The 24,186-nt window shown below is 42.2% G+C and carries 19 protein-coding genes; 3 read left to right on the forward strand and 16 right to left on the reverse strand.

The features are described 5' to 3' along the window. Window positions 1-193 precede the first annotated feature (193 nt). The 10 genes from ahpF to ACGHEH_RS19330 all read right to left on the reverse strand — a co-directional run bounded on the left by ahpF (window position 194) and on the right by ACGHEH_RS19330 (window position 9,382). On the reverse strand, window positions 194-1,771 hold the full coding sequence (gene ahpF, locus ACGHEH_RS19285) for an alkyl hydroperoxide reductase subunit F (protein WP_390448718.1): 1,578 nt from the start codon (window positions 1,769-1,771) through the stop codon (window positions 194-196). A gap of 254 nt (window positions 1,772-2,025) precedes the next feature. Then, a complete protein-coding gene (gene ahpC, locus ACGHEH_RS19290) occupies window positions 2,026-2,595 on the reverse strand; it encodes an alkyl hydroperoxide reductase subunit C (RefSeq protein ID WP_130257033.1) in 570 nt (189 codons plus the stop codon). 244 nt (window positions 2,596-2,839) lie between these two features. After that, window positions 2,840-3,862: a hypothetical protein gene (locus ACGHEH_RS19295; RefSeq protein WP_390448721.1), complete on the reverse strand. Its 1,023-nt coding sequence runs from the start codon at window positions 3,860-3,862 to the stop codon at window positions 2,840-2,842. A 4-nt stretch (window positions 3,863-3,866) separates the two neighbouring features. Further along, window positions 3,867-4,985 (reverse strand): UDP-galactopyranose mutase, encoded by a 1,119-nt coding sequence (gene glf / locus ACGHEH_RS19300; protein WP_058028446.1) that lies wholly within the window; start codon window positions 4,983-4,985, stop codon window positions 3,867-3,869. 145 nt (window positions 4,986-5,130) lie between these two features. Continuing rightward, on the reverse strand, window positions 5,131-5,670 hold the full coding sequence (locus ACGHEH_RS19305; protein WP_390448724.1) for a hypothetical protein: 540 nt from the start codon (window positions 5,668-5,670) through the stop codon (window positions 5,131-5,133). Beyond that, a complete protein-coding gene (locus ACGHEH_RS19310; protein ID WP_390448727.1) occupies window positions 5,660-5,881 on the reverse strand; it encodes a helix-turn-helix domain-containing protein in 222 nt (73 codons plus the stop codon). Before ACGHEH_RS19310 ends, ACGHEH_RS19305 begins: the two co-directional genes overlap by 11 nt. Before the next feature lie 2 nt (window positions 5,882-5,883). Then, a complete protein-coding gene (locus ACGHEH_RS19315; protein WP_390448730.1) occupies window positions 5,884-6,378 on the reverse strand; it encodes a hypothetical protein in 495 nt (164 codons plus the stop codon). A 108-nt stretch (window positions 6,379-6,486) separates the two neighbouring features. After that, window positions 6,487-7,503 carry a metal-dependent hydrolase gene (locus ACGHEH_RS19320; protein WP_390448733.1) on the reverse strand — a complete coding sequence of 339 codons (1,017 nt, stop codon included), beginning with the start codon at window positions 7,501-7,503 and terminating at the stop codon, window positions 6,487-6,489. A gap of 76 nt (window positions 7,504-7,579) precedes the next feature. Then, complete coding sequence (locus ACGHEH_RS19325) at window positions 7,580-8,314, reverse strand: LytR/AlgR family response regulator transcription factor (RefSeq protein ID WP_390448736.1); 735 nt, start codon at window positions 8,312-8,314, stop codon at window positions 7,580-7,582. Window positions 8,315-8,326: 12 nt separating this feature from the next. Continuing rightward, window positions 8,327-9,382, reverse strand: coding sequence for a sensor histidine kinase (locus ACGHEH_RS19330; RefSeq protein WP_390448739.1), 1,056 nt, complete (start codon window positions 9,380-9,382; stop codon window positions 8,327-8,329). A gap of 230 nt (window positions 9,383-9,612) precedes the next feature. Here ACGHEH_RS19330 and ACGHEH_RS19335 point away from each other — a divergent pair, with 230 nt between their 5' ends. Then, the gene (locus ACGHEH_RS19335) at window positions 9,613-10,845 is read left to right on the forward strand and encodes a serine hydrolase (RefSeq protein WP_138565853.1); all 1,233 of its coding nucleotides are present in this window, start codon (window positions 9,613-9,615) and stop codon (window positions 10,843-10,845) included. Between the two features lie 16 nt (window positions 10,846-10,861). Here ACGHEH_RS19335 and ACGHEH_RS19340 read toward each other — a convergent pair whose 3' ends face one another. The 3 genes from ACGHEH_RS19340 to ACGHEH_RS19350 all read right to left on the reverse strand — a co-directional run bounded on the left by ACGHEH_RS19340 (window position 10,862) and on the right by ACGHEH_RS19350 (window position 14,894). Then, window positions 10,862-12,106 carry an alpha/beta hydrolase-fold protein gene (locus ACGHEH_RS19340; RefSeq protein WP_390448742.1) on the reverse strand — a complete coding sequence of 415 codons (1,245 nt, stop codon included), beginning with the start codon at window positions 12,104-12,106 and terminating at the stop codon, window positions 10,862-10,864. Window positions 12,107-12,124: 18 nt separating this feature from the next. Further along, window positions 12,125-13,456 (reverse strand): alpha/beta hydrolase-fold protein, encoded by a 1,332-nt coding sequence (locus ACGHEH_RS19345; protein ID WP_390448745.1) that lies wholly within the window; start codon window positions 13,454-13,456, stop codon window positions 12,125-12,127. Window positions 13,457-13,727: 271 nt separating this feature from the next. Next, window positions 13,728-14,894 carry a hypothetical protein gene (locus ACGHEH_RS19350; RefSeq protein ID WP_390448747.1) on the reverse strand — a complete coding sequence of 389 codons (1,167 nt, stop codon included), beginning with the start codon at window positions 14,892-14,894 and terminating at the stop codon, window positions 13,728-13,730. A gap of 171 nt (window positions 14,895-15,065) precedes the next feature. On the opposite strand from ACGHEH_RS19350, the gene ACGHEH_RS19355 reads away from it, so the two are divergent. Beyond that, window positions 15,066-17,147, forward strand: coding sequence for a winged helix-turn-helix domain-containing protein (locus ACGHEH_RS19355; RefSeq protein ID WP_390448751.1), 2,082 nt, complete (start codon window positions 15,066-15,068; stop codon window positions 17,145-17,147). Here ACGHEH_RS19355 and ACGHEH_RS19360 read toward each other — a convergent pair. Both ACGHEH_RS19360 and ACGHEH_RS19365 read right to left on the reverse strand, forming a co-directional pair. Then, window positions 17,144-18,496, reverse strand: coding sequence for a sigma-54-dependent transcriptional regulator (locus ACGHEH_RS19360; RefSeq protein ID WP_390448754.1), 1,353 nt, complete (start codon window positions 18,494-18,496; stop codon window positions 17,144-17,146). The two genes, ACGHEH_RS19355 and ACGHEH_RS19360, sit on opposite strands and share 4 nt — an antisense overlap. Then, window positions 18,489-19,892: an ATP-binding protein gene (locus tag ACGHEH_RS19365; RefSeq protein WP_390448756.1), complete on the reverse strand. Its 1,404-nt coding sequence runs from the start codon at window positions 19,890-19,892 to the stop codon at window positions 18,489-18,491. Before ACGHEH_RS19365 ends, ACGHEH_RS19360 begins: the two co-directional genes overlap by 8 nt. 323 nt (window positions 19,893-20,215) lie before the next feature. Here ACGHEH_RS19365 and ACGHEH_RS19370 point away from each other — a divergent pair, with 323 nt between their 5' ends. Then, a complete protein-coding gene (locus ACGHEH_RS19370; RefSeq protein WP_390448759.1) occupies window positions 20,216-20,818 on the forward strand; it encodes a hypothetical protein in 603 nt (200 codons plus the stop codon). A 58-nt stretch (window positions 20,819-20,876) separates the two neighbouring features. On the opposite strand, the gene ACGHEH_RS19375 is transcribed toward ACGHEH_RS19370, so the two are convergent. Next, entirely contained in the window at window positions 20,877-24,167 is a 3,291-nt protein-coding gene (locus ACGHEH_RS19375; protein ID WP_390448762.1) for a methyl-accepting chemotaxis protein, read from the reverse strand. Window positions 24,168-24,186: the final 19 nt, after the last annotated feature.

Below are 24,186 nucleotides of genomic sequence, written 5' to 3' on the forward strand. Positions count from 1 at the left end.
GCCGCACAGCATAATCTCTGACCTGACACTTGTATAGCCAAGTGCAGCGCAACTGCGGAATAAGTAGACAGGTTTGGGTTAATTACATAGAAAAGTAGCCCTTAATCTAACTCAAGGGCTACTTTGGACTTGCTGGGTGTAATAGCAAGTATTAGGAGTAAATTGGTTGCTTGGGCGAAGCTATGTCTGTCACTTACGCTGCGCTTGCTTCGGTTTGTGATTCATCACTGTGGCGAATAAGGTAATCAAAAGCCCCTAAGCTGGCGGTTGCCCCTGAGCCCATAGCGATAATGATTTGCTTAAACGCAGAGTCAGTCACATCGCCCGCAGCATACACACCGCTCATGCTGGTGGCGCCATGTTTATCAACTTCAATTTCACCAAAGCGGCTAAGTTGTACGTCGGTTTCTTTTAAAAATTCACTGTTAGGGATTAAGCCAATTTGTACAAAAATACCGGCTAAATCTACTTGGTGCTGCTCGCCCGATACGCGGTCGGTGTAGCTTAACCCTGTTACACGTTGACCATCGCCAAGTACCTCGGTGGTTTGTGCATTCTTGATGATGGTGATATTTGGCAAGCTGTTGGCTTTGCGAATAAGTACTTCGTCGGCACGTAATGTGCTGGCAAACTCTAATACGGTGACGTGCGAGGTAATGTTTGCAAGGTCAATTGCCGCTTCAATACCTGAGTTACCGCCGCCGATCACCGCAACGGGTTTACCTTTAAATAATGGGCCGTCGCAGTGTGGGCAGTAAGCAACGCCTTTGCCTTTGTATTCTTGCTCGCCTGGTACATTCATATTTCTCCAGCGTGCACCGGTTGCCATGATCACTGACTTCGCTTTTAACGTCGCACCTGATTCAAGGGGGACTTCGATGTAGTCACCACGAGCAATACCTGCGGCGCGTTGCCCTTTCATAATATCGACATCGTATTCTTTAACGTGCTCTTCAAGTTGGGCAACCAGCTTTGGCCCTTCAGTAGCTTTGACTGAAATAAAGTTCTCAATGGCGAGGGTATCAGCAACTTGGCCACCAAAACGCTCGGCAACAACACCGGTATTTAAACCTTTTCGTGCCGCATAAATGGCTGCTGATGCACCTGCAGGGCCACCACCGACAACCAGTACGTCAAATGGGTCTTTTTCATTGAGCTTCTCGGCTTGTTTGGCCGCAGCGCCTGTGTCTAGCTTATTGAGAATATCGCTCAGCGATACCGCGCCTTGTGAGAATTGCTCACCGTTTAAAAATACACTCGGTACAGCCATGATGTTGCGTGCGTTCACTTCGTCTTGAAACAGTGCGCCGTCGATCATGGTCGCTTTAATGTTGCTGTTTCTGGCCGCCATAGTATTAAGTGCTTGTACCACTTGCGGACAAGTTTGGCAGCTCAGAGATATATAGATTTCAAAGTTTAATGGCTCAGTAATGCCATCAATAATGCTCAGCTCTTCTTCAGAGGCTTTGCTTGGGTGTCCACCTGTTTGTAACAGTGCCAATACCAGTGAGGTAAACTCATGACCCATCGGAATGCCTGCAAAATCGATGTGTGTATTGCGCTTGGGTGAGCGCACAGACATGTTCGGTGCACGGGTCGCATCACTTTGTTCTGAGACTGTGATGTGTGTGCTTAATGAACTTAAATCGTTTGCTAAGCTTTTTAATTCGCTTGATTTGTTGCTGTCATCTAGGGCAAGCACTAGCTCGATAGGATCGGTAATGGCAGCAAAGTGGCTTTGTAATTGCGTTTTAATGTTTTGGTCTAGCATGGTGATTGTCCTATTTTTTACTCGTCGCTTTTTAATATGCTCGGGTGTTGGCTTCGTAACCTCATAAACTCACATAGCGCTGCTATGCTCATTGAATTTGTTTACTTGCCGCCTACGCGCCTATTAACATGCTTAGAGTAAAGGGTTGAATAAAAGGCTGTTGCTGTAACAGCCTTTAACTAACTAAATTAATATCCTAGAGATTTCGCGCTGCATGCAGCCAAGGCTGGTGCAGTTCGAAAGACGAAGGATTTTTAGATTTTGCCAACTAGGTCTAGTGATGGTGCTAATGTCTCTTCACCTGGCTGCCAAGAAGCAGGACATACTTCGCCGTCGTGGTTCGCAATGTACTGAGCTGCTTGTACTTTACGGACTAATTCATTTGCAGCGCGGCCGATACCTAGGTCGTGTGTTTCAACCACTTTGATTTCGCCTTCTGGGTTGATTACAAAAGTACCGCGAAGCGCTAAACCATCTTCTTCAATCATTACACCGAAGTTGCGTGTAATACGACCTGTTGGGTCACCAATCATTGGGAATTGGATTTTCTTAATTGTGTCTGACGCATCGTGCCAAGCTTTGTGTGTAAAGTGCGTGTCAGTTGATACTGAGTAAACTTCAACGCCCATGTCTTGAAGCTTTGCATAGTGGTCAGCAAGGTCACCTAGCTCAGTCGGACATACAAATGTGAAGTCAGCTGGGTAGAAGAATACGATTGACCATTTACCTAGTAGGTCTTTTTCACTTACTTCAACGAAGTCGCCATTGTGGTAAGCCGTTGCATTGAATGGTTTGATTTGTGTGTTGATCAATGAAGTAGTCATAATGTTTACTCTCTTAGTTAGTTTGTAATTACTACGTTTAGGGCATCCTGTTGCTGTGCCCCTTTGCTTGGTAACTAAGATAGTGGGTTTAGGTTGTTAAATAAAATGGATTGTTTTGATTGGTTCAATCGTTTTTTGTGATTAAACTTTGGAATGCTCTATGCGAGATGAGAAGTCGATATAAAAAACGCAGCTTTAAAATAAAGCTGCGCTTTTTTAAGGTGATGCTTTGAAGTGAGATAATTTAAGAAAGTCGCTGCAATGCGCTTGTTAAGAACTGACCTGACTGCACATCGGCTTTAACCCTTTGCACATTTTGCTTCATCTCATCGATTTGCTCTGGCGTCAGTTCCGCAAGACGCTGTTTGATGTCACGTAAAGATTTTACTCTAAAGCCAATGCCTTCTTGCTCAACTAAGTTGGCCATCGCAGCTTTATCCCAAATGATGATTGGCATATCACACAAGAGGTAAAGTGACAGTTTGTGTGGGTTATTATATTTCAAGTACTGGCCTGTTACGCCATCACATGAATCCAGGGTGTTGCCGTACCAAACTAAGCCAAAATCTCCATCAATATGATCGATAACTTCATTAGAAGGGAAGCAGCCCTTATAGTCTAAGATGGTGTCATTGACGTTTTTGACTTTTTTCTCGTCAAAGCCGACGCCGTATAAATCAAATTTGAAGTTGCCACGCTCGAGGTCATCAAGTTCAAAAATGAAAGGCCCCATGTTGCCTGCGAAAACAATACGTAATTGCTCATAGTTTGTAGGCGTGCGTTTGGCATTTGGGTTGTCGGTGTGAAGGTAATCAAATGCTTCGATATTTGTGATGTCAGCAGTGAAGTTATGCTCTTTGAACCAAGCGCCCATTTTATCGTTATGAACGATAAGCTGATCAGATTTTTTTAGAAGCTCAACTTCTTTGTCTGAATGACCATATTTACCTTTTAGGCTTTTTAGGTCATGCACCAATGTCAGTACTTTGCTGTTTTTGAGTTTGGCGCCCCACAAGCAATATCCGTAAAACTTGTTAAACGGGTATTGTAGGCATACTGTGCTGCCCGATTTCATACGTAAAATAGCCCAAGTCACACCAAGAGCACTGATCAAAGTGCCCAGAATAGAATTTGAGATCCAAGTTTGTTTGAAGCCAATATTCTGCCAGCCATTGTTTTCTAAAATAGTTTCACAGTCCATTTTGGCTTTGCCTGCAGCGTCAAACTTAGAGCGGTAATTACGCGCGATATATACTTTATTACTCATAGGACTAGCTAAGCTCCTTGCTCGTTAATGCAAGTGCCGCTTCAATGGTGTCATCCATATCGTAATACTTGTAGTTCGCTAAGCGACCACCAAAGATAAACTTGTCAGCATATGGTGCAGTTAATGCAAGTTCTTGATAACGGGCTAACAAGGCATTGTTAGTGTCGTCATTGATTGGGTAGTAAGGTTCGTTATCTTTACTAAATTCATGCGGATACTCTTTGGTAACCACTGTTTTTTCTTGGTTGCCAAACTCGAAGTGTTTATGTTCAAGGATACGCGTATAAGGCACATCGCGTTCAGTGTAGTTAACGACGGCATTACCTTGGTAGTTTTCTTCATCTAACACTTCAGTTTCAAAATGCAGACTACGATATTCAAGCGCACCAAACTGACAGTCAAAGAATTCGTCAATCTTACCCGTGTATAGTACTTTGTCGGCTAACTGGTTATAGGCATCTTTGTTATCAAAATAGTTAACACCCGTTTGCACTTCTACACCCTCAAGTAGTGCATCTGTAAGCGCATTATAGCCACCGATTGGAATGCCTTGGTATAGGTCGTTGAAGTAGTTGTTATCAAAAGTAAAACGGAACGGTAAACGCTTAATGATGAAAGACGGTATCTCAGTGGCAGGTCGACCCCATTGCTTTTCGGTATAGCCTTTAATGAGTTTTTCATATAGGTCTCGACCACCTAAAAACAACGCTTGTTCTTCTAAATTCTTAGGATCTAAATCGGCATAAGGTGCACGCTCTTGCGCAATTCTATCTTTTGCTTGTTGTGGAGTAGTCACGCCCCATAGTTGATAAAATGTATTCATATTAAAAGGCAAGTTATAGAGCTTGTCTTCGAAGCGAGCAACTGGCGAGTTTACATAGTGGTTGAAAGATACATAGCGGTTTACGTAATCCCAGACTTCTTGGTTGCTGGTGTGGAAAATGTGAGCGCCATATTTATGGACGTTAATCCCTTCAACATTTTCACAATAAATATTACCACCAGTGTGGTCACGTTTATCAATTACTAAAACCTTCTTTCCTTTGTCTGTTGCTTCACGCGCAAATACTGCGCCGAATAGTCCTGCACCGACAATAAGATAGTCATATTGAGCGTTGTTCATTCTAGTTGGCCTTTTAATATAGTTATTGGCTGGTTGTGGCTTAGAAAATATAACAACTAACAAGTTCAAAAAGAATAGCAATAAAATAGGAAAATGATATGAGCAAAGAAGTGATGCGAAGCAAGTTTTCGCATCACTCATTTTATTACTGCTCGGCAGTATTTAAACGCTTAAATTGTTTTGAAAGCCGATAGACAATCTCTGTGCAGGCGACAACTGCCAGACCGATACACCCATAAAGTGTCACCTGATCTGGCCAAGTTGCCTCTATGGGTGACTTTTCTAGAATTTGGCAAAGGATAACCGGGGCAATAAAGAGCGTATAAAACATCAATTGCGAAGGAAACTCAATTTCATCTTTCCAGTTATATTCTTCTGGTGTGAATCGAATGCCATCATTGAGTTGTTGCTGTTCAAGCTCGTACATTAGGTCAACGGTTTTCGATTCAATTAGTCCTTGTTCATTACTTAACTCAATAATTAATGGGCCAGTTAGCTGGGAGACAACTTTGAATCTTATCTCTAGTTGTTCTTCATCAACTTGAATTAAGTGGCGACCATTTGATGAGATGTTCCTTTGCTCAGATACCTTTTCGCCATTCAGATAAATAACCTCTTTGCCAAACATGTTTGCTTCAATGGCAATGATATTATCTTGATAGTTAAATTCAGTATTAATTTTCATCGTTATTGTCCTTTTGAAATTCAATCAAATCACCAGGCTGACAGTCCAGTGCATCACAAATAGCCTCTAGTGTGCTAAAGCGAATGGCTTTGGCTTTGCCACTTTTTAGCACGCTGAGGTTTTGCGGCGTAATGCCGACTCGTTCGGCGAGCTCGCTAGATTTCATTTTTCGTTTTGCGAGCATAACGTCTAAATTGATGATGATAGCCATAATTAAATCGTTAACTCTTGTTCTTCTTCGAGATCTTTAGCGACCTTATTGTTGGCACAAAATACATGCAGTATGTATCCGGCGGTGGCGAGTACGATCTCAACATTAGCAAAGTAATCCATTAAGCTGATTGCTACATCGAAATAAATCATTTCAAGTATGATGCTCAGTAAAGGCTTAGCGATAAGTGCATAAAGTAAGATAACTCTGGCGATGAGTAAGTTGGTTTGTAAGCTGATAGCATTAAATACTTGCTGACCCTGCTCATAACTTTTGAGTAATTTAGAAAACACTAGTAGCAGTCCAAGTGCTACTAACCCATCTGCACCTAGCTGAAGAGCATTTCTGACTTCAACATATAGGTTATCTTGTGGCTCTAGACCAGTGATCAAAAAAGCAATTGAGAGCAGGCCGAGAAAACTCCAAATTGTTACTAGGAAGATTGAACTTTTTAATTGCTTTCGCTCTCGGGCCATATACTTTTTGAATGCGTTCATGTTTTATCCTTAATAAGTCACTGTTACAGGTAAAGCATAAACGTGTTAAATCTTAAAAACAATAAAAAGTTATCGTTTTTCGATAATTTTTTATTGTTTTATATTTTTTTACTCAGTTTTAATTTGTGATAAATCGATATTTGGATTGGTGATCCTATCGAACACTAGGCTTGCTCGATTAAGTGGAGGACGATTTTGTAGCTGTCTGAAATCGCTGAGTTCGATGTTGTTCTCAAACGGTTTGGCTATCTCGAAAGAAAACACATAAAAGCCTTCTAAGCCCATTCTTAAATCACTAAAAACGTAGCTTTGCTCTTGTTGATAAACCCCATATAAGCCCTTGGTAAAGTTCTGTAGCAAAGCAATACGTTGGTCTTCTAAACCTGTAAGGATATGATTTTCAGTTTTGTAAAAACGGATATCAATCTCATCAACGGAATCAAAGACTGATGCGTATATTTCGTAGTGCCCTTGTTCTGTGGTAGCCACGGCGCGCCAAAGCAAAGTATTAAATGGTGAAGGGGTGCTTTCGACTTGTTTAAAAGTAATGGCTTGCTTATCTAATGCCTCTAGTATTTTGCTGTCTATAAACCATTTGGCACTCAGGCTCCAAGTCAGATAGAGCGAGCTCAATACCAGTGCGGTAGTGTTAATTTTACTTGCATAGGGTTTTGTACGAGCAAAGCACAGAGCGACAAATGCAAACAGTAAAGGCAGGCTATACATGGGGTCGATGATAAACACACTGGAAATACCAAACGGATAATTGCTCAGAGGCCAAAGCAGCTGCGTGCCATATACTGTAAAAGTATCGAGCAGGGCATGGGTGCTCATGATTAAAAATATGGCAACAGACCAGCGTGTCAGCGACACAGATTTTGCCCAGTGCATTTTTGCAACGAGCCAGGCTATGAATGGGCTCAACAGTAATTGAATAATTAAGGAGTGACTAAAACTGCGGTGATAGACAAAGTTTTCGACGTCACCACCGAAGTTTATTAGTACGTCTAAGTCGGGCAGAGTACCAAATGCCGCGCCTACAAGTAACGACTTACGACCAAGTTTGTTGCCTAAGGTGGCGTAGCCCACGGCACTACCTAGTAAAATTTGCGTGACTGAATCCATTTTAAAAACCTAAAGCGACTTTAAGAAAAAGAGTAGTTATTTACTTATACCTTATTTTTGCTCCATAAGTTCATGCTTAAAGTAAAAGCTGCTGCTTGAACTTAGCGGCTTGTCGTCGAGAGACTTCGAGCACAGCGCCGTCGTTAAGAGTGATTTGATAACCGCCTGTTACCCACGGCTCAATATGAGTAATACAGCTCAGTTGTACAATACAACTACGGCTGATCTTAAAGAAGTAATTACCATCAAGCTTATTCTCGATACTGGATAGAGACGCGCTATGCGTTACTACCTTACCATCATAATGAATACGGCTATAATTGCCCAAGGCTTCGATATAGCTGACGTCTTTTACCTGAATAAGGTGGCATTTTTCAGAGTCTTTAACAAAAAATGACTGAGCCATATCTAGCGGTTTGGTTAAGTGGGAGGCCTCTTTATGACCTTCACTGTGCTGAGTAATGTTGAGTTTTGCGAGCGCTTTTTGTAACCGGGTGTGCTTGATTGGTTTCAGTAAGTAATCAACCGTATTGTGTTCAAAAGCTTGGAGTGCGAACTGGTCAAATGCCGTGGTAAAAATCAGTTTGGGCACGACGCTGAGGGCCGATAAAATATCGAATGCAGTGCCGCCAGGCAGGTCGATATCCATAAACACCAAGTCAGGGTCGAGATGTTCAATGAGTGCTTTAGCTTCCTCAATGTCAGCGGCTTCTCCAAGTACATTGATGTCATCAAACTCGCCCAGTAATGCCTTAAGTTCAAACCGAGCAAGATCTGAATCTTCAACGATTACGGTATTAATTTTCGGCATGGCTTGTCCTCGTTATTCTTTTGTGCCAAAGCACAACTTTGCTTGCACTTTGTCATCAGCTGTTTGCAGAGTAAATGTAATTTGTTGTGCGCTGAACATGGCGAGTCTGGCTTTTAAGTTTTCGATTCCCAAACCCGTACTTTGCTCATCTTGACTCAATATCTTGCCTGGATGCGTCAAAGAAATATGCCATTGCTTGCTATTGAGCGCGGCGACAGAAAGATGGAGTTCACCTGAGACTGCTTGTTTACCAAACGCATGTTTTATGGCGTTTTCAACCAACAATTGCAATGCCATTTTTGGCATTGATTGAGTTAGGTAGCGCGGGTCGATGTCTTTTTTAAAAGTTAGGCGACGACCTAATTGCAGTTGGTGCAGTGCTACAAAGTCTTCAACAAACTCTAGCTCTTGCTCAAGTGTGACGATACCTGCGTTTTGATCCGTGAGCTGATAACGCATTAAATCAGCAAATGCCATTAGCATATCGCGAGCTTTATTATTATCTATCAGTACCATGGCACGAATGTTATTGATGGCGTTAAACATAAAATGTGGGCTAAGTTGATCGAGTAAAGCGTTAAACTGTGCTTCTTTGGTTTTCAATGCCATTACCTGGTTTTGTTGTTCGAGCATATACATGGTTGACTGGCGACTAATGGCCCAATATAAACAGCTCCACATAAGTAAAATAACAAACAGTACAAGGGTAATACTGACACTGGGCTGGCTGGTATAAAGCACTGAAACGCCTCCAATGAGTCTATCTATACCTTGCCATGCCAGCATATGTAATTGAGTTGCAGAGAATGCACCGGCAAAACTGAGCAAAAAAAGGCAAACTACCCAGAGAAATACAGATTTTGTTTTTAACATTATCCATTGATAAAGCAGTCTCAATAAAAAGCTCATAAGTACGCCTAAAGTGGTCACACTGAGCCCAAAGGTCACCGAATATTTACTAATCAAGGGTGTATCACCAAACATGACAGTCATAACAAGCAACACTGGGGCCCAGCCAATTGCTTGTAATAAGAAAAATGAAAACCCAGACCTTTTAATTATTTTCATTGGTTTAATCAAACTGAATAAGAGAATAAAAATAGTACGCCAATCTAATTCGGTTTGTTAGTAAAAAAGAGGTTAGGGTCACCATACATTTAAAAGGTGTGATATCTGGTTGAGTGGTTATGTTTTTGGCGCTTGCCGCTCGCCCAGCTATACAGCCGCTCGACATGTTTTGCACACAAAGGTTGAGTCACCCCCTAAACTGATGCCATAGCCACATAGGAGTGACCAACATGACCAAAACAACACAACTTACCGCAGCTGCAATCGTATTAAGTAGTACATCTTTTTTCACTTTAGCTAAGAGTGAAGGCGAGCACGCCAGTGTGCACACAAGCCAGTTTAAAACGGTCAATGCAGAGCTTAACGAAGCACTTAATGCATGGCAGCAATCATTTAACCTGCCTTCTTTGGTGATAGCTGTCAGCATTGAGGGGCAAACGGTATTTAATCAAGCTGTGGGTCTGGCAGATATTGAATCAGGCAGAGCAGCGACTATTCAAACGCCATACTCTGTCGGCAGTATTGCAAAATCTATGACCAGCTTAGCTATGGCTCGTTTAATTGAACAAAATAAGCTAGCACTGCATGCGCCCATTGATCAATATGGTTCGTATCAAAACGACTGGCAGGCGCTGACGAGTTACCAACTTGCGTCACACACAGCTGGTATTGTGCACTATAACAAAGCAAGAGTAGAGCGTGAGTTTGAGTCTGTCCGTGATCATTGGTTGCCACAGCAAGCGTTTGATGTCTTTGCACATGAGCCTCTGGCTTTTAAAGCCGGAAGTGACTTTCAATATAGCTCAAGTGGCTACATTTTATTGTCAGATGTACTGGCTAAAGCGGCAAATACCCCTTACTTACAACTCATGCGCCAAGAAGTGTTTGCGCCATTAAATATGCAACATACCTTGTTTGATTCAAGTTTAGCAAATAGTGGAAAAGAAGCCGTTTATTATGCGCCAGTAAAACTTAATGAGCCTGACAATAATGTTCGTCAAAGAGACACAGCAAAGCGTGACCGCAGCTTTTTATTTGGCGGTGGTGGCTATCAATCTACCGCCAGCGACTTGGTGAATATGGCTTGGTATATGACACAAGATGACTATTTATCAGATGCCACAAGAGCGCTATTAACAACACCAGTGACTTTGCCTGATGGTAAAGCTAACCCGCAAAATTATGGGCTAGGCTGGCGTATTCATGACATGGATGTGAGCCAGTATATACCCGGTAAGCCGCAGCAGATAATCAAAGGGGTGCATCATGGTGGAACTACAGCCAATGCTGCAAATGCCTATGTTTTAAGTTTCCCAGAGTTTGGGGCTAGCATTGCTTACACAACGAACAGTATTCCGAGCAGTGAAGATCCACAGGCAAACTTACAAGTACAAATGTGGTTGTGGCTATACCGTTATGTCGAGGCATTAAAATTGGTAAATGAAAACAAAAATGCGCTTTAACAGCGCATTTTTTCTTTTAAAGCTTCAATGCTTCTTTGAACTGCGCAATAGAGGGGTGTTGTCTTTTTGTTGCGATCTGCAGTCCTTTTTCGAGAATTTTTTTGCGCTGTGTTGGTTTGTTTTGTGCTAAGTAAATATCAGACAAAATTAAGTGTGCGCCCATATGCTGAGGCATGTACTCAAGTAAGCGCGAAATCACTTGTTCGGCTTCGTCTGTTCGCTCTTCGCGTAACAGATATCGGCCAATACTGCGTAAGCTGTTTACGCTGTTCCAACGTTCAGGGGTTGGCAGCACTGGAAAAGAGTAGCTTTTACTTAGATCTTGATAGTACTGCTCTATGTTCTCAAGCGCATTGCCTGGTTGAGTGACAAGCGACCTATATTTTGGGGCCCACAAGGCTTCTGGGTATAGGGTTTCAAAACTACTGAGGAGTGTTTTTATTAATGCGTCATAGTGGCGCTCGTTTTTGTATGCATGGATATAGAGCGCGTGGTTTTGCTGCGCTTTAAAAGCAACGGTGTGTTTTAGTTTATTTAAGTTATTATCGTAGCGTTTATCAGAGATCAGGTCGTCATCGGCTTCACCAAATACCACAATGCCTTTTTCTTTACCGCGTGTAGCGACCGCTTCTGCAACTTCATCGATTAATGTTTTGGCATTGGGTAAGTCTAATCGCATGCCAATCATGTCAGCCGTAGCATGAAAGATATAGTCATTAAACACATCATCTCGGCGAGTAAGCGCATATAGCCCAAATACGGCATTGGCAGAAACACTGACGAGGCTAGTATGTTTGGCACCGCGATAGTGTGTTTGCAAATAGGGAATGAGCTCTTGCGAAAGGAAATCTAGGTATTGCTCTGGATCACCTTTGCCTTTGCGTACCACGTCGACAGGCCACATGGCTTGTGTATCAAAAGCCGGAAAGTCTCCGCCTTGGTTTAAACTCACTACAATGCTGTCTGGCATGCGATTTACACTGCTTAAGTGCTTAACTAACCCTGTTGTCATATGAAAAAACTGATGACCGTGAGAACCATTAAAGAAAATGATTGGGTAGCGAAAGTCATCACTGTGGTGTTCATGCATTTGCGGCAGATAGAGATTCATGCTGATCTCTTTATTCAGTATTTTAGAGTCAAACTGTATGGTGTTTGCAATATGTATTGGCTGCTCAGAAGTGATGCGCGCTTGTGCATGATGCATTGTGCCGATGAAAACGGCCATGATGAGTGATTTTAAGAGGTCAAATATTTTCATAGTATGTCCTTAGTAAAATTAAAGTGCCTTGAGATGTGATTGAGCTTGTTCACTGAGTGAGGTGTTACCCTGTTGCTTATACAAGTCACTTAACTGTTGCCAAGCTGTTTTATTGGATGGGGTTTGTTCGGTTATACGCTTTAATATCGCGATACTTAGTTTGGGGTAATCTTGGTGATGCTTGGTGGTAAAAGCTAACATCAGTTGCTGATCAGGCTCTGAAAATGTGCTGGCAGCTTGCTTTAATGCTTGTAGCGCATGCTTATGTTCTGCAGAGTTTGCTTGTTGTTTTGCTAGCATTGAAAGTTTGTGCCATGCAAACAAAGAATGCGGGTAAAGCTTGGTTAATTGCTGCCAAGTAGTGCGCGCAAGTTCGGGTTTATTTTGTGCTAAATATCGCTCGGCCCAGCGGTTAATAAAGTAATGTCTAAAGCGTGGTGAGGCGTCTTGCCACAATGAAAAAGCGAGCTCTAACTGCGCTGACTCCATTTTGTTTTGTGCCATGGCACTGTAAAAGCTTTGTAGGTCTTGCTCGTTACTTGTTTGCAGGTACTTTTTGCGAATGGCGATGTATCGCTCAGTCAGTTGGGCTTTGTTGAGATCAAACTGCTTTAAATAATCTGTGACCGCGTAGTCGGGGTAGGCGCTTCGCAATGCCTCTGCGATGGCGATGGGCACAACCGATTGGTGATTTTGATTAGCAATATGGCGCTGATTGAAAGCGGCTGTTTTTTGTGCTGCCTTGTTGAGAAATTGTGTATCACTTTGATGCCCTAGCTCTTGAAGTAAATTAACCTGTCCTTGGCTGTCAGCAAGCTGTTCAATTTGAGTCGCGGTTTGCCGTACATAATCCACATTAGGGAACACCACTGAGAGCGCATGCAAATGGGTAAAGTACTGTTGTAAAAGTGGACTTTGATTGAGCAGGTAAGCTGCGCCATAGGAGTGTGCAAAAAGATGGCTTTGCTCGGTGAGGTATTTGTTTTGAACGAACTGGGTGAGTTCTGCTGAGATAAATTGTGACAGCGCCTCAGTTTGGTTGAATAAGGTTGAGTACCAACTGGGGTTATTGATAAATACCACAATCGTCGCGGGGATCTGTTGATAGCCTTCAAGTTGGCGAATGCGGTGTAAAAAGTCTCCCTTAAAATCACCTGCGTAAAAGTCATGGGTATTAAGTACATAAACCACAGGGTAAGGCTTCTTGTTGTTGTAATTATCGGGAAGATGCACCGAAATGCTTTGTACTTTAGCGAGTGCTAGAGATTGAATCTGGTAATCGTGCGATGTGCTGGCATAACCGCTAAGTGCGGTTAGCAGGCTAAATAAGATTAATATGGGTTTTAACATGATGCTTTGCTCCTTCGAATTATGGGCTCAACAGTAAACGAAGCACGCTAAAAGGCTGGGGGAAAAGCTGATTTATGACTGATTTTTAACTGAGCTGGGTTTTACTTATCATTTAAAATCAGTATTTTATGGTTTATTTTTTGTGTGGAGGGTAATAACACAGCGTTAATGATAAAACGCTGTGTTACATACTGGGCCGTGATTTGGGTGAATGGTTTAACCTAAATAGAGGCCGTTGTTTTGTGCTATTGGCTTTGAGGTGTGATCATGCTTATAGTTTGGTCCACACATAAGCGCCCATATATTTCTTTTTCCAGTTGTCATCTAAGCTCAGTCTAAGGTGAGTTATTTCCTCATCAATGTTTCTTTTGATGAGCAGCTTGTCATCTCTCTCAGATGATGTGACTAGTAAGGTGTCTGCTTGGGTCCACTTCAGGGGTAACATGTAATGGTTGGTGCTGCGAGCGATAAAATCATCACCTTCTTTGATAATTTCAAAAATCTTACCATTGTCTGATACATACTGACCGAGTAGTGCATTCTTATCTTTGTTTGTCGCGTCAAAACGAGGGGTTGCATGAAAGTTTACTGCAGGTCTGACTTTATGAACGAACCATTGGTGATATTTTCTTTTAGGGTAATAAGTCTCAAAAAAAGTCGTTATGTCTTGATGCGTTGCAATTTGTTCAGGTGATAAGCCCTTTTTTGTGTGTTTTTGAATTAATGACTTAAATAACTGGGAACTGCTTATTTGGTGTTTAATATCTGACATATCCGCAAATAGCTTTTCTTTAAGTACTACGCCAGAAACGATAAGGGTATTTTCATCTGTAATTGCCAAAGCTTGTTTTAAGCCGCTGATGTGTCCATCTATGCCTTTAGGCCCAAATACAGTTAGCCAATCACTGCGGAAACTATCAGCCATAAATAACACATTTGCTTCTTTCAAATAGATATTTATTTGCCCAAACGAATGACCCTGACTGTGATGTGCAGTAATGGTTTGCCCGCCGAACTGCATGGTAAAGCCATCATCAATCAATTTTTGTGTAAATACATCGCTATATTTTAAGGCTTTGTGCGAAATGATCTGTGCCCCTTTTGCAGCGAAATAGGCATTAAGTTCGGTGTTGTTACCATCGTAATTATTATTGAGTACATACTTAACGGGTAAGTCAGAGATTTTTTTCAATTCAGCGACAAAGTTACTCACATCCCACGCAACCATGCTATTAATGAGTAACAAGCCTTCTTTGCCTTTGATGACCCCAAAGCTAATATTTGTCTCCCCAATATTGGCCATATCCTTAAAGTGTTTTGTCACTACGTGTACTTTTTCGGTGAGTTTTTTATGTGAATAACTAGACTGACTTGCTTTGCCTATATTTGCCCATAGGGCGCAAAATAATAGTATTGAAATTTTTAAATAGAGCTTCACTTTCAGTGCCTTACTTTTTGTTTTAGTGGTTTAGTTGAAGTTAGCAAGGTGAGGCATAAAGGCTGGGTGAAAAGCTGATTTATCACTGATTTTTGTCTGAGCTGGGACTGGTTAATCGACTTTAAATCAGCTATTTTCCAATTCATAGCAGCAAGGCAGCAGTACATAACCATGAATACGCGTTATCAAATATTAGAGTGTGAAGTCGATTTTACTGAGCAAACCTTAGTGAGAGCAGGTGAAGTGCATAAGCAACAGCACAAGGTGATGCAAGTGCTGCGTTGCTTACTCCAAAAGCAAGGTGAATTGGTTAGCATCGATGAACTAATGAATGATGTATGGCCTGATACGGTTGTGTCACCGAATACCTTACAACGCTGCATTGCACAGTTACGAAAAGGTTTGGGAGATTCAAGCCAAGCACAACGCGTTATAAAAACATATCCGAGACGAGGGTATGCTTTGGTGGCACCAGTGACTGCACTTGAAGAGGTCGCTGCAGCTGATAAAAATAGGCAGCCTGATGCATTACAACCGAGTGTTAGTCCCAATCAAGCTACTCAAACTAAGCCACAAAAAAGCAAACAAAAAGCTTGGCTTATCGCTGTAATTGCATGCACAGTGATGTTTGTCTTGGTGATGATAATGATTGACCAACTGAGTGTGCGTACAGACAATTCGAAGCCCAAGCGCGCACATATTACCTCAGTGATGACAGCCAGCGATGCGCACACAGGTCAGCCCAGATATGCTCCAAATGGCCAACACCTTCTATTTCAGCGTTATAGTGACTTTTGTGAAAGCACAGTTTGGTTGCAAAATGTCGAGAACAAGCAAGAAACACCACTTACTCAGCTGCAAAAACGCATCAATGATGTCGCATGGTCTAAAGACAGTAATCGTATTTTAGTGGCGCAAAGCAACCCGTGTATTGCACCAACACATGAGCAATGTTGGCAGCTTGAGTTGCTCACATTAGATGGGACAATGCAGTTGAGCAACACCCAGCCAATCGGTAGCTGTGAGCATAAACGCATTAGCCAAGTTGCGTGGTTTAATGAACAGTCGGCTCTATTTATTGAGCGTACAGATCAAACCCATAGGCAGCTTACAAAAATTGATTTACTAACCGGACAAAAACACAGTTTCTTTGCACAGGGGGATGTGTTGTCGTTTACGTCGTTGGGTTCAAATAAACTCGCCATACTCAGCCATCGGGGCAGTGCCCAACTGATGTTATACATGGTGAACGAATTAGGGGAAGTATTACAAAATCAGCCACTCGACTTTAACGATGCGCTGTCGGTGTTCTCTAGAAGTAAGCTGAGTTATGAGGCCAGCAACGCTCAATTATTGCTCGAGAATAATGGTCAATTATTTGCAATCACAGATCAAGGAGCAGTGCTCAAGCGTATGAGTTTACCTAACAACCTCTCTGATTTTTCAATTTCAAGTGATGCCATTGCCGCCACGCGAGGTCTCACAAAACAAGATGGTACTTTGCAAAGCTTAACGGATGACGAGCAAACACCGCTGTTTTCTTCTAAAGGCGTTGAAACTTATTTTCGCTTTGCGCCAAACTCTGACGCCATTGCGTTTGTATCAAATCGCACCGAAGCATTACAAATTTGGGTGAGCAGCAATAGCTCGGCTGCACCTAAGCAGTTGAGCCAATTTGAGTCTGCAAAGCAGATCAGAGGTCTTGAGTGGTTAGAGACGGGCGAACGTTTGATTTTTGTGATGAATGATCAGCTTGCGACATTATCTTTAACTGGGATGCTTGAGGTTATTAACTTACCGATGAAGGTGAAATATTTATACCAAGTCTTGCCTAATAACCACGCACTGATTGAGTATCAACATGATTATCAAGAAGTTGTGGCCACTGTCAATTTAGATACCTTAAAAGTCACACCAGTCCACGCGGGTTTATTTAACGACGTACAATTAGATACGCAAAATAACTTGTGGTTTATAGATCGAGATAATCGACTCAATAAGCTTGAAAACGGAGCACTCTCACGCCCATTTGCTGATGTAAAAGTGAATGGACTTAGGGCCTACCAGCAAGGTATGGCCATATCTGATAAGCATATGGCGCTATTTTATTTATCGGGCCTGCAGAGTGAACCGAAAAAATTACAGTCACTTGGCTCAGGGGCATGGTTGCAAGACATCAAAGATACGCAGTTTATTTGGTCCCACAAGCATGCCCGAAACAGTGACATTGTTGAGTTGGCCATACCGGATTAAAAGTTATGCTTTTCAAGGCGATATAAAAACTGTTTGTAGCTAATCCCCAATAGTTTGGCTGCTTGGGTTTTATTACCGCCTTCTCTATTAAGGGCTTGTTGTAAGCAGTCTTTTTCAAATTCATCCCAATTTAACCCCTCACTTGGCAAGGTAAACAGTGTATTGGTTTGTGTGCTGTTTGTAGTATTAGTGAGGTTTTCTTTAAGTTCAGTTTCATCCTGCAGAAGCACAAATTGCTCAAGGGTATTGGAGAGCTGACGTACATTACCGGGCCAGTTAAAGTTGAGAAGGTGTTTTAGTAGTGAGCTACTTAGCTGAGGAGCTTCAATACCATATTGCTGACTAAAGCGTTTTAAGAAGTGTTCGATTAATCGTGGAATATCTTCCTGGCGTTCTCGCAGTGGTGGCATGTGCAGCGGCACTACATTCAAGCGGTAGTATAAGTCTTCTCTGAATAAGCCATCTTGTACCATTTGCTGCAGGTTTTTGTGACTTGCTGCAAGTACTCGGACATCAATATTATGCTCTTTGGTATCACCTACCGGCGTCACCACACCCTCTTGTAATAAGCGCAGTAGTTTGGTTTGTACATTAAGGCTCAGTTCTGCCACTTCATCTAAAAATATAGTGCCCTTGTTGGCCGCGGCAAATTTACCAAGTTTGTCTTGCGTTGCGCCTGTGTATGCACCTTTGAGTGCACCAAATAGTTCCGATTCGGCTAAGTTTTCTGGAATAGCGCCGCAATTAATGGCGATAAATGCTTGCTTGCTGCGGTTAGAAAGCTGATGAAGTGCACGCGCCGCAAGCTCCTTACCTGTGCCGCTTTCACCGCTGATTAAAACCGTTGCGCTGGTGGCACTGACTCGCTCTATACGCTGAAAGACTTTTTGCATACACGGAGCATGACCAATGATATCGACCAACTGGTTTTGCTCGCTTATTTGTGAGCTGAGCTGCTGGTTGGCAAGGCGTAACTGATTGGCTTTATTGGCTTTGGCCAGTGCCAGTAATAATTCTTGACGCTGAAATGGTTTACTTAAGTAGTCATCTGCACCGAGCTCGATGGCTTCAACGGCATGTTCAATTGAACCATAAGCGGTGGCGACCACAATGCCTATGTGCTTTTGTTGTGCGCGCACATATTTAATTAAGTCCATGCCCGACAGATTTCCTAGCTTCCAATCGGTAAAAATGAGTTCGATGTCTGCGTGATTTTTAAGGGTGACGATGGCATCTTCAACGCTAAAAGCGCTATAAACCTGGTAGCTTGCAGCACTTAACATGGCGCTGATCAGGGTATTTTGCGCTTGGTCGTCTTCAACCAACAAGATAGGCTGTGGTTTAGTCATGAACAGCTCCTTCTTCAACCGATGACTGCGCTAACTGTAAGGTAACACGTGCGCCATTGTGTGTGTTTTGAACTTTTATATCACCCTCATAGTAAAGTTCTGCTAAGCGTTTAGCTAAATACAAGCCCATGCCCGCGCCATCAGCTTTGCTGCTTACATGAGGGTCAAATAGCTGAGCAAGAATATGCGCTTCAAAGCCACCACCATGATCTTCAACTTCTACAAATAACGTGTTTTGCTCTGAATAGGCTTTCACCTCAATGGCCTGGGTGTTTTGAGTGACTTGCTGCGCCTCAATGGCGTTAACTAACAGGGTGTGCAATATAGCGCGGATCTCCGATTCAGCACCTTGTATAGACAAGTTGTCAGCTACTTGAATATTAAGGTCAAAATCAAGTTGGCCTACTTCGAGTTGAATATCTTGTAAAACGGCCGAAATTGGCACAGCTTGCGCTCTAGAAGAGTGCTGATTACTCAGCTGCAATAAGGCACTGATGCTCTTATTCAAATGGGCAATTTTATTCTCGGCAATGGTTTTTAAGCTGCTTTTTAGTTGGCTGTCTTGGCTTTGCCAAAATTGCTCAAGTGTGAGACCCAAAGTATGTAAAGGGTTTCTCAGAGAGTGAGCAATTGCGCGACTGAGCTCGCCGAGCTCCGCCAATTGTTTTTGTTGTTGTAATTGTTTTTCAACTTGGTTTAGTTGTTCGAGCTTAGTGCTGGTGGCATTAAAGCTGTCAATGCAGGTTGCAATTTCACCCACGCCCTGTGCTGGCAGTTGAGTACCAAGGTTACCGCCAGATAAATCATTAAAGCCTTGCTTGAGTGCAGTAATTGGCTGGGTGAGGCGATGAACAAAATACAGCATTAAAGCAACGGCAATAAGCGTCGAGAGTGCGATACTCCAGAGGATGAGCGAAGTGAAGCGTTCGAAGCTATGACTTTGGGTATGGCTGCTATGTTCAGTACTGATAATCTTCCTGATACTTTTGTCATCTTCAAAATGAAAGAATACAGAGTTAACTTCATCTTTGAGTGATTCAGCTTTAATGGTTACAACGGGTTTTACAGGTTGTGTTGGTATTGGTGGTTTGCTTGGCTCAGGTAATTTGGAATTATCTTGAGGTTTTGGTGGTGCGGGTGGGCGTTCTAAAGTGTTCGAAATTGTCACTGTGTCAGATAAAACTACGACTTTCGGAGCGTCCCCATCTAATTTATGTATAACTTGGTTGATATCTTCTCGAGCTTTGCTAATCAGTTGCTTAGTGATCACTTTTGATTGCTCAGTAATATCAGCACTGACTTGTGATTTGAAATGCAAGACCAGCAAAGTTTGGCTTACTGCGAGTAAAAGAAATATTGCCAAAATGCCCAGAATAAAATAACGCTTAATCGTCACGCCTTCTCCCAATTAGATTTTTAAACTGTCTCTAAAACCCTTATTACAAGATGCATTCCAAAGTGCTAAATCGCAAGTGGTTTGTAAGTCTTTGAAATTATGATAACTAATTAATGTCTTTTATATCTATTAGGTTTCACCTACTGAATACTCCTGATATCAGCCCTTCCATATCCCGATATCAGGATATTTATTACCTAGCTAGTAGTAAATTATTTTTAACCCTATGAAATATATATATAAAGATATTTGGCATGGCTTTTTCTATATACAGGTCGACATTTTATTTTAGCGTGTATAAATCGCACCATAAGGAGAAGACCATGTTTTCAACCATTAAGTATAAAAAAGTAGTTAAAGCACTGGCCGCAGCGGGCCTTGTTGTCGCAGCCAGCAGTTATGCAGCTGATAAAGAAGCACACCATGTGATTAAAGTTAAACAAATTAATGATGATGTAAAAGTCATGGTGAGTGAAGGGCACAACAGCGATGTGAGAGTTATTAAGCTTGATAAGGAAGATCTGGCGAGTGACGTGTTAGTTGAAAAGCTTGCTGACTTACCGGATGAAACCAGAGAAAAAGTAGAGGAGGTGCTGTCAAAAATTAGTACAAAAGGTGATGATGGCGTGTTTCTCTTCTCCGATAAAGTGGTGCAAACCGTTAGCGAAGATGGAAAAAGCAAACAAATGGTGTTTATACATGGTGGAGAAAATTTTACGCTTCACTTGCCTCCAGAGCCGCCTATGCCAGTCGACTCAGCTCAACCTGTTAAGCCAATTAAAGCAGCTAAAGTATTTAAGTTTTCGATTGGTACAGACGGTGAAGGCGACCATGAATTTAAGTTGATTACGTCATTACTAAAAGAAATCAAGTTAACACCAGAGCAAATTGATGAGCTACAAACCCTTTTAAATGAAAAGTATTAACTGAGTTTGGTAAAAAAAAACGGCCCTAATGGGCCGTTTTCTTGTTTACTGCAGGGTGCTATTGGTTGTAGTGATGCACCAGCAGAGTGGGTTCTGCATAGTCGCTTTCACCTAAATTGAAATACTCCAATGAGCGACGCATATTATGCGCTTGGTCTGCCATTTGCTTCGCAGCAGCCATGGTTTCTTCTGTGATGGCCGAGTTTTCTTGAATAAGGTGAGTCAGGCGTTGTACAACCGTGTCGACTTCACGAATAGCCTGCTGCTGAGTCATAGTCGATTGGTTGATTTTCACAATCGAGTGATTTACTTGTGCAACCGCACCAACAATTTGTTCAAGCTTTTGGCCTGAACTGTTGGCTAGCTCTGTGCCTTGTTCAACTTTGTCATTTGAGTTGGCAATGATGTCTTTGATCTGTCGAGCTGAAGATGCGCTACGACCTGCGAGTTCGCGAACTTCGTTGGCGACAACGGCAAAACCGCGACCATTATCACCGGCTCTTGCCGCTTCTACTGCTGCATTAAGGGCAAGCAAGTTAGTCTGGAAAGCAATGCCGTCGATAACAGACACGATTTCATTGATGTCTTTGCTCGCGGTGTTAACTTCGTCAATGGCCAATACCGTATCGTGTGACAATGTGCCACCTTCTTTTGCTATGGCTTCGGCGCTTTCAGCGAGTTGTACAGCAACACCTGACTCGTCCGCGACTTGGCCAATTTCATCTAGCATATTGCTCGTACTGGCACTTGCCTCTTCAAGGTTTGCAGCTTGCTCTTCGGTTCTTGAGCTGATCTCTGTATTACTATTGGCGATTTCACCGGCACTCTGTGAGACTTGGTTAGCTGCAATCTGAATACCTTGGATCACTTCGGTCAACTTAGAAATAGTGCTGTTTACATCATTTTTAAGGGTTAAGAATACCCCTTGGTAATCACTATTGATGGTTTGTGTTAGATTACCTTGAGAGACTGCGCTTAACACTTGCGTGACTTCATTGATGGCATCCGAAATCGTATCGGTTGAGCCATTAATGTCTTGTTTGAGTTGTAGTAGCTGGCCTTGTAAGTCAGATTCAATTTTCTGAGTGAAGTCACCTCTAGACATGGCTGCCATTACGCTGACTAACTCTTGGATAACTTGGTCTAAAGTTAACACCGAGCGATTTATGTCTTGTTTCAGGGTGTTAAGCTGCCCTGTCATTGGTGAGTCAATCGTTCTATCAAAACGCCCGTGACTGATTGCCATCATTACCGCAGAAATTTCACCCATGGCTTTATCTAGGTTATTAATTGAGGCATTAATGTCTTGCTTAAGCTGACCTAGCTCACCTTCGGCATTACATTCAACGATGTGTTTGAAATCACCTTGATTCACTGCCGCCATAACACTGCTGATATCGCTAATGATTTCAGCTAAATTGGCAACACTGAAGTTGATATCATCTTTGAGTGCTTCTAGTTGTCCTTTAAGTGGTAAATTAACGCGTTTCGAGAAGTCACCTTGACGAATAGCGCCCATGACCATGTTTATTTCGGCAACCGCGCCATTCATACTTTTAACAGAGTCATTCACGCTAATTTTTAACTCATCAAGTTTGCCGCTCGCTTCAACTTGAATAGTGTCAGTAAAGTTACCTTTAGCAACATTCGCCATGGTTGCAACAATGGCATTCATGGTGTTATCGAGTGAGTTTAAAGAACAATTAATGTTATCTTTAAGGTGCGCAAGATCCCCTGACATTGGTGCTTGTAACTGCTTGTCGAATTGACCTTGAGACATAGCACTGATGACTTGGTTAATTTCACCAATGGCCATATCTAGGCTGTTAGCACAATTATTAGTTGCTTGCTTAAGCGTGTTTAACTCACCTTTACACTCTACTTTGATACGGTCGTGGAATTTACCGTCAGCCATTTCGTTAAGCACGCGGTTTGATGCGCTAATTGAAGTTTGTAGTGCTTCTAAAAGTGAGTTGAACGCCACTGCGCAACGGCCGATTTCATCTTTTGATGAGATAGGTGCACGAAGTGAAAAGTCACCTTCTTTTTCAACGCGGCGCATCGTGGCCATGAGTTCATGGACTGGCTGCGTAAGTGAACGAGCAAAGAAAATAGCGACAGCGACAATAAAAGCGATTGCAACCGCCAAGATACCGAACAGTACATTTCTTAATAATGTGACAGCTGAGAAGGCTTCGCTTTCATCAATTTCTGCAAGCAGTGCCCAGTTATTACCTAGAACATTAATACTGCGATAAGCTGATAGCACTGGCTGGCCATTATAGTCAGTAATAATTTTTTCACCTTCCTGACCAGACATAGCTAATTTAAAGGCTTCAGTATCTACACTTCCTTTAGTTGGATATTTAAACGAGTTAACAACAGAGTGATTTACTGGATCTAGAAATGAGTCCGAGCGCATGAGTTTGTCAGGACCAACCAGGTACGTTTCTCCGGTTTCACCTAAGCCTTCGCGCTCAGTCATAATGTTATTCAGCGCATCTATTGATAGTTGAAATACTAAAGTAGCTTGCGGCATTCCATCATAAATAATCGGCGCAGCAATAAAGCTGGCAGGTGCATTATACGAAGGTAAGTACTTTTGATAATCGACAAAGGCAAAATCAGTTTGACTGAATAAATCTTTGGCATCATTGAAGACTGCGGCGAGATTACTATTTGCGTAAGGGCCACTGTTTAAAGAAGTCGCAAAATCTAGTTCTTTAAAAACAGAGTAAACAACATAGCCGCTCTGATTGTCGATGATGAAAATATCGTAGAAGTCGTAAACGTTGGCGACTTCAGCAAAAAAGGTATGAAATTCTTGGTGTGCCAGGTCGTACGCATCATTATGACCCGTTGACACTAACGTTGATTTTTCGCCTAGCGGATGCGGGTTATCAGCAATATAACGAGCTTGTAACTCCAGTGCTCTAGGGCTCAAACCATCTAATATATAGCTTGGCACTGAAGCATTCGGATTTTCTGTATTAAATTTGTTGCGAAAGTCTTGTTGGTAATAATTGGTTAAGCTTTGAGGCTTGCTATCTAAACCACTCAATTCATTAAAGCTGGCTATGAATGCATTGGCAGCATTAGCGGTCTTTTGACTAATTGCAAGTGTATATAAGTTATCTTTGACACTTTCGAAATGTCGCGAGACTGCACTTTTCTTAATTTCACCAACCGCTGCAAGTTGTGAATAAGCTTGTTGCTCGAGTGCATTAGAAGCTTTAAATAGTGCGATTGAGATAATCACAATAATAGGCACTAAAGCCACACTTAAAAACGCGGCGATGAGTTTTCTACTCAGGTTTAATGAGCTGAAGTACTTCAATGGGCTAGTCATAGCGCATTCCTTTTTTAAT

Source organism: Pseudoalteromonas sp. MTN2-4 (assembly GCF_042848605.1).
In the GTDB taxonomy this organism is placed as follows: Bacteria; Pseudomonadota; Gammaproteobacteria; order Enterobacterales; family Alteromonadaceae; genus Pseudoalteromonas.

Bases quoted from the DNA above. Each gene is read 5' to 3' on its own strand.
- ACGHEH_RS19315 (WP_390448730.1), bottom strand. From the start codon at position 6,378: ATGAACGCATTCAAAAAGTATATGGCCCGAGAGCGAAAGCAATTAAAA.
- ACGHEH_RS19345 (WP_390448745.1), bottom strand. From the start codon at position 13,456: ATGTTAAAACCCATATTAATCTTATTTAGCCTGCTAACCGCACTTAGC.
- ACGHEH_RS19295 (WP_390448721.1), bottom strand. From the start codon at position 3,862: ATGAGTAATAAAGTATATATCGCGCGTAATTACCGCTCTAAGTTTGAC.
- ACGHEH_RS19325 (WP_390448736.1), bottom strand. From the start codon at position 8,314: ATGCCGAAAATTAATACCGTAATCGTTGAAGATTCAGATCTTGCTCGG.
- ahpC (WP_130257033.1), bottom strand. From the start codon at position 2,595: ATGACTACTTCATTGATCAACACACAAATCAAACCATTCAATGCAACG.
- ACGHEH_RS19370 (WP_390448759.1), top strand. From the start codon at position 20,216: ATGTTTTCAACCATTAAGTATAAAAAAGTAGTTAAAGCACTGGCCGCA.
- ACGHEH_RS19330 (WP_390448739.1), bottom strand. From the start codon at position 9,382: ATGAAAATAATTAAAAGGTCTGGGTTTTCATTTTTCTTATTACAAGCA.
- ACGHEH_RS19355 (WP_390448751.1), top strand. From the start codon at position 15,066: ATGAATACGCGTTATCAAATATTAGAGTGTGAAGTCGATTTTACTGAG.
- ACGHEH_RS19320 (WP_390448733.1), bottom strand. From the start codon at position 7,503: ATGGATTCAGTCACGCAAATTTTACTAGGTAGTGCCGTGGGCTACGCC.
- ACGHEH_RS19305 (WP_390448724.1), bottom strand. From the start codon at position 5,670: ATGAAAATTAATACTGAATTTAACTATCAAGATAATATCATTGCCATT.
- ACGHEH_RS19310 (WP_390448727.1), bottom strand. From the start codon at position 5,881: ATGGCTATCATCATCAATTTAGACGTTATGCTCGCAAAACGAAAAATG.
- ahpF (WP_390448718.1), bottom strand. From the start codon at position 1,771: ATGCTAGACCAAAACATTAAAACGCAATTACAAAGCCACTTTGCTGCC.
- ACGHEH_RS19375 (WP_390448762.1), bottom strand. From the start codon at position 24,167: ATGACTAGCCCATTGAAGTACTTCAGCTCATTAAACCTGAGTAGAAAA.
- ACGHEH_RS19335 (WP_138565853.1), top strand. From the start codon at position 9,613: ATGACCAAAACAACACAACTTACCGCAGCTGCAATCGTATTAAGTAGT.
- ACGHEH_RS19340 (WP_390448742.1), bottom strand. From the start codon at position 12,106: ATGAAAATATTTGACCTCTTAAAATCACTCATCATGGCCGTTTTCATC.
- ACGHEH_RS19360 (WP_390448754.1), bottom strand. From the start codon at position 18,496: ATGACTAAACCACAGCCTATCTTGTTGGTTGAAGACGACCAAGCGCAA.
- glf (WP_058028446.1), bottom strand. From the start codon at position 4,985: ATGAACAACGCTCAATATGACTATCTTATTGTCGGTGCAGGACTATTC.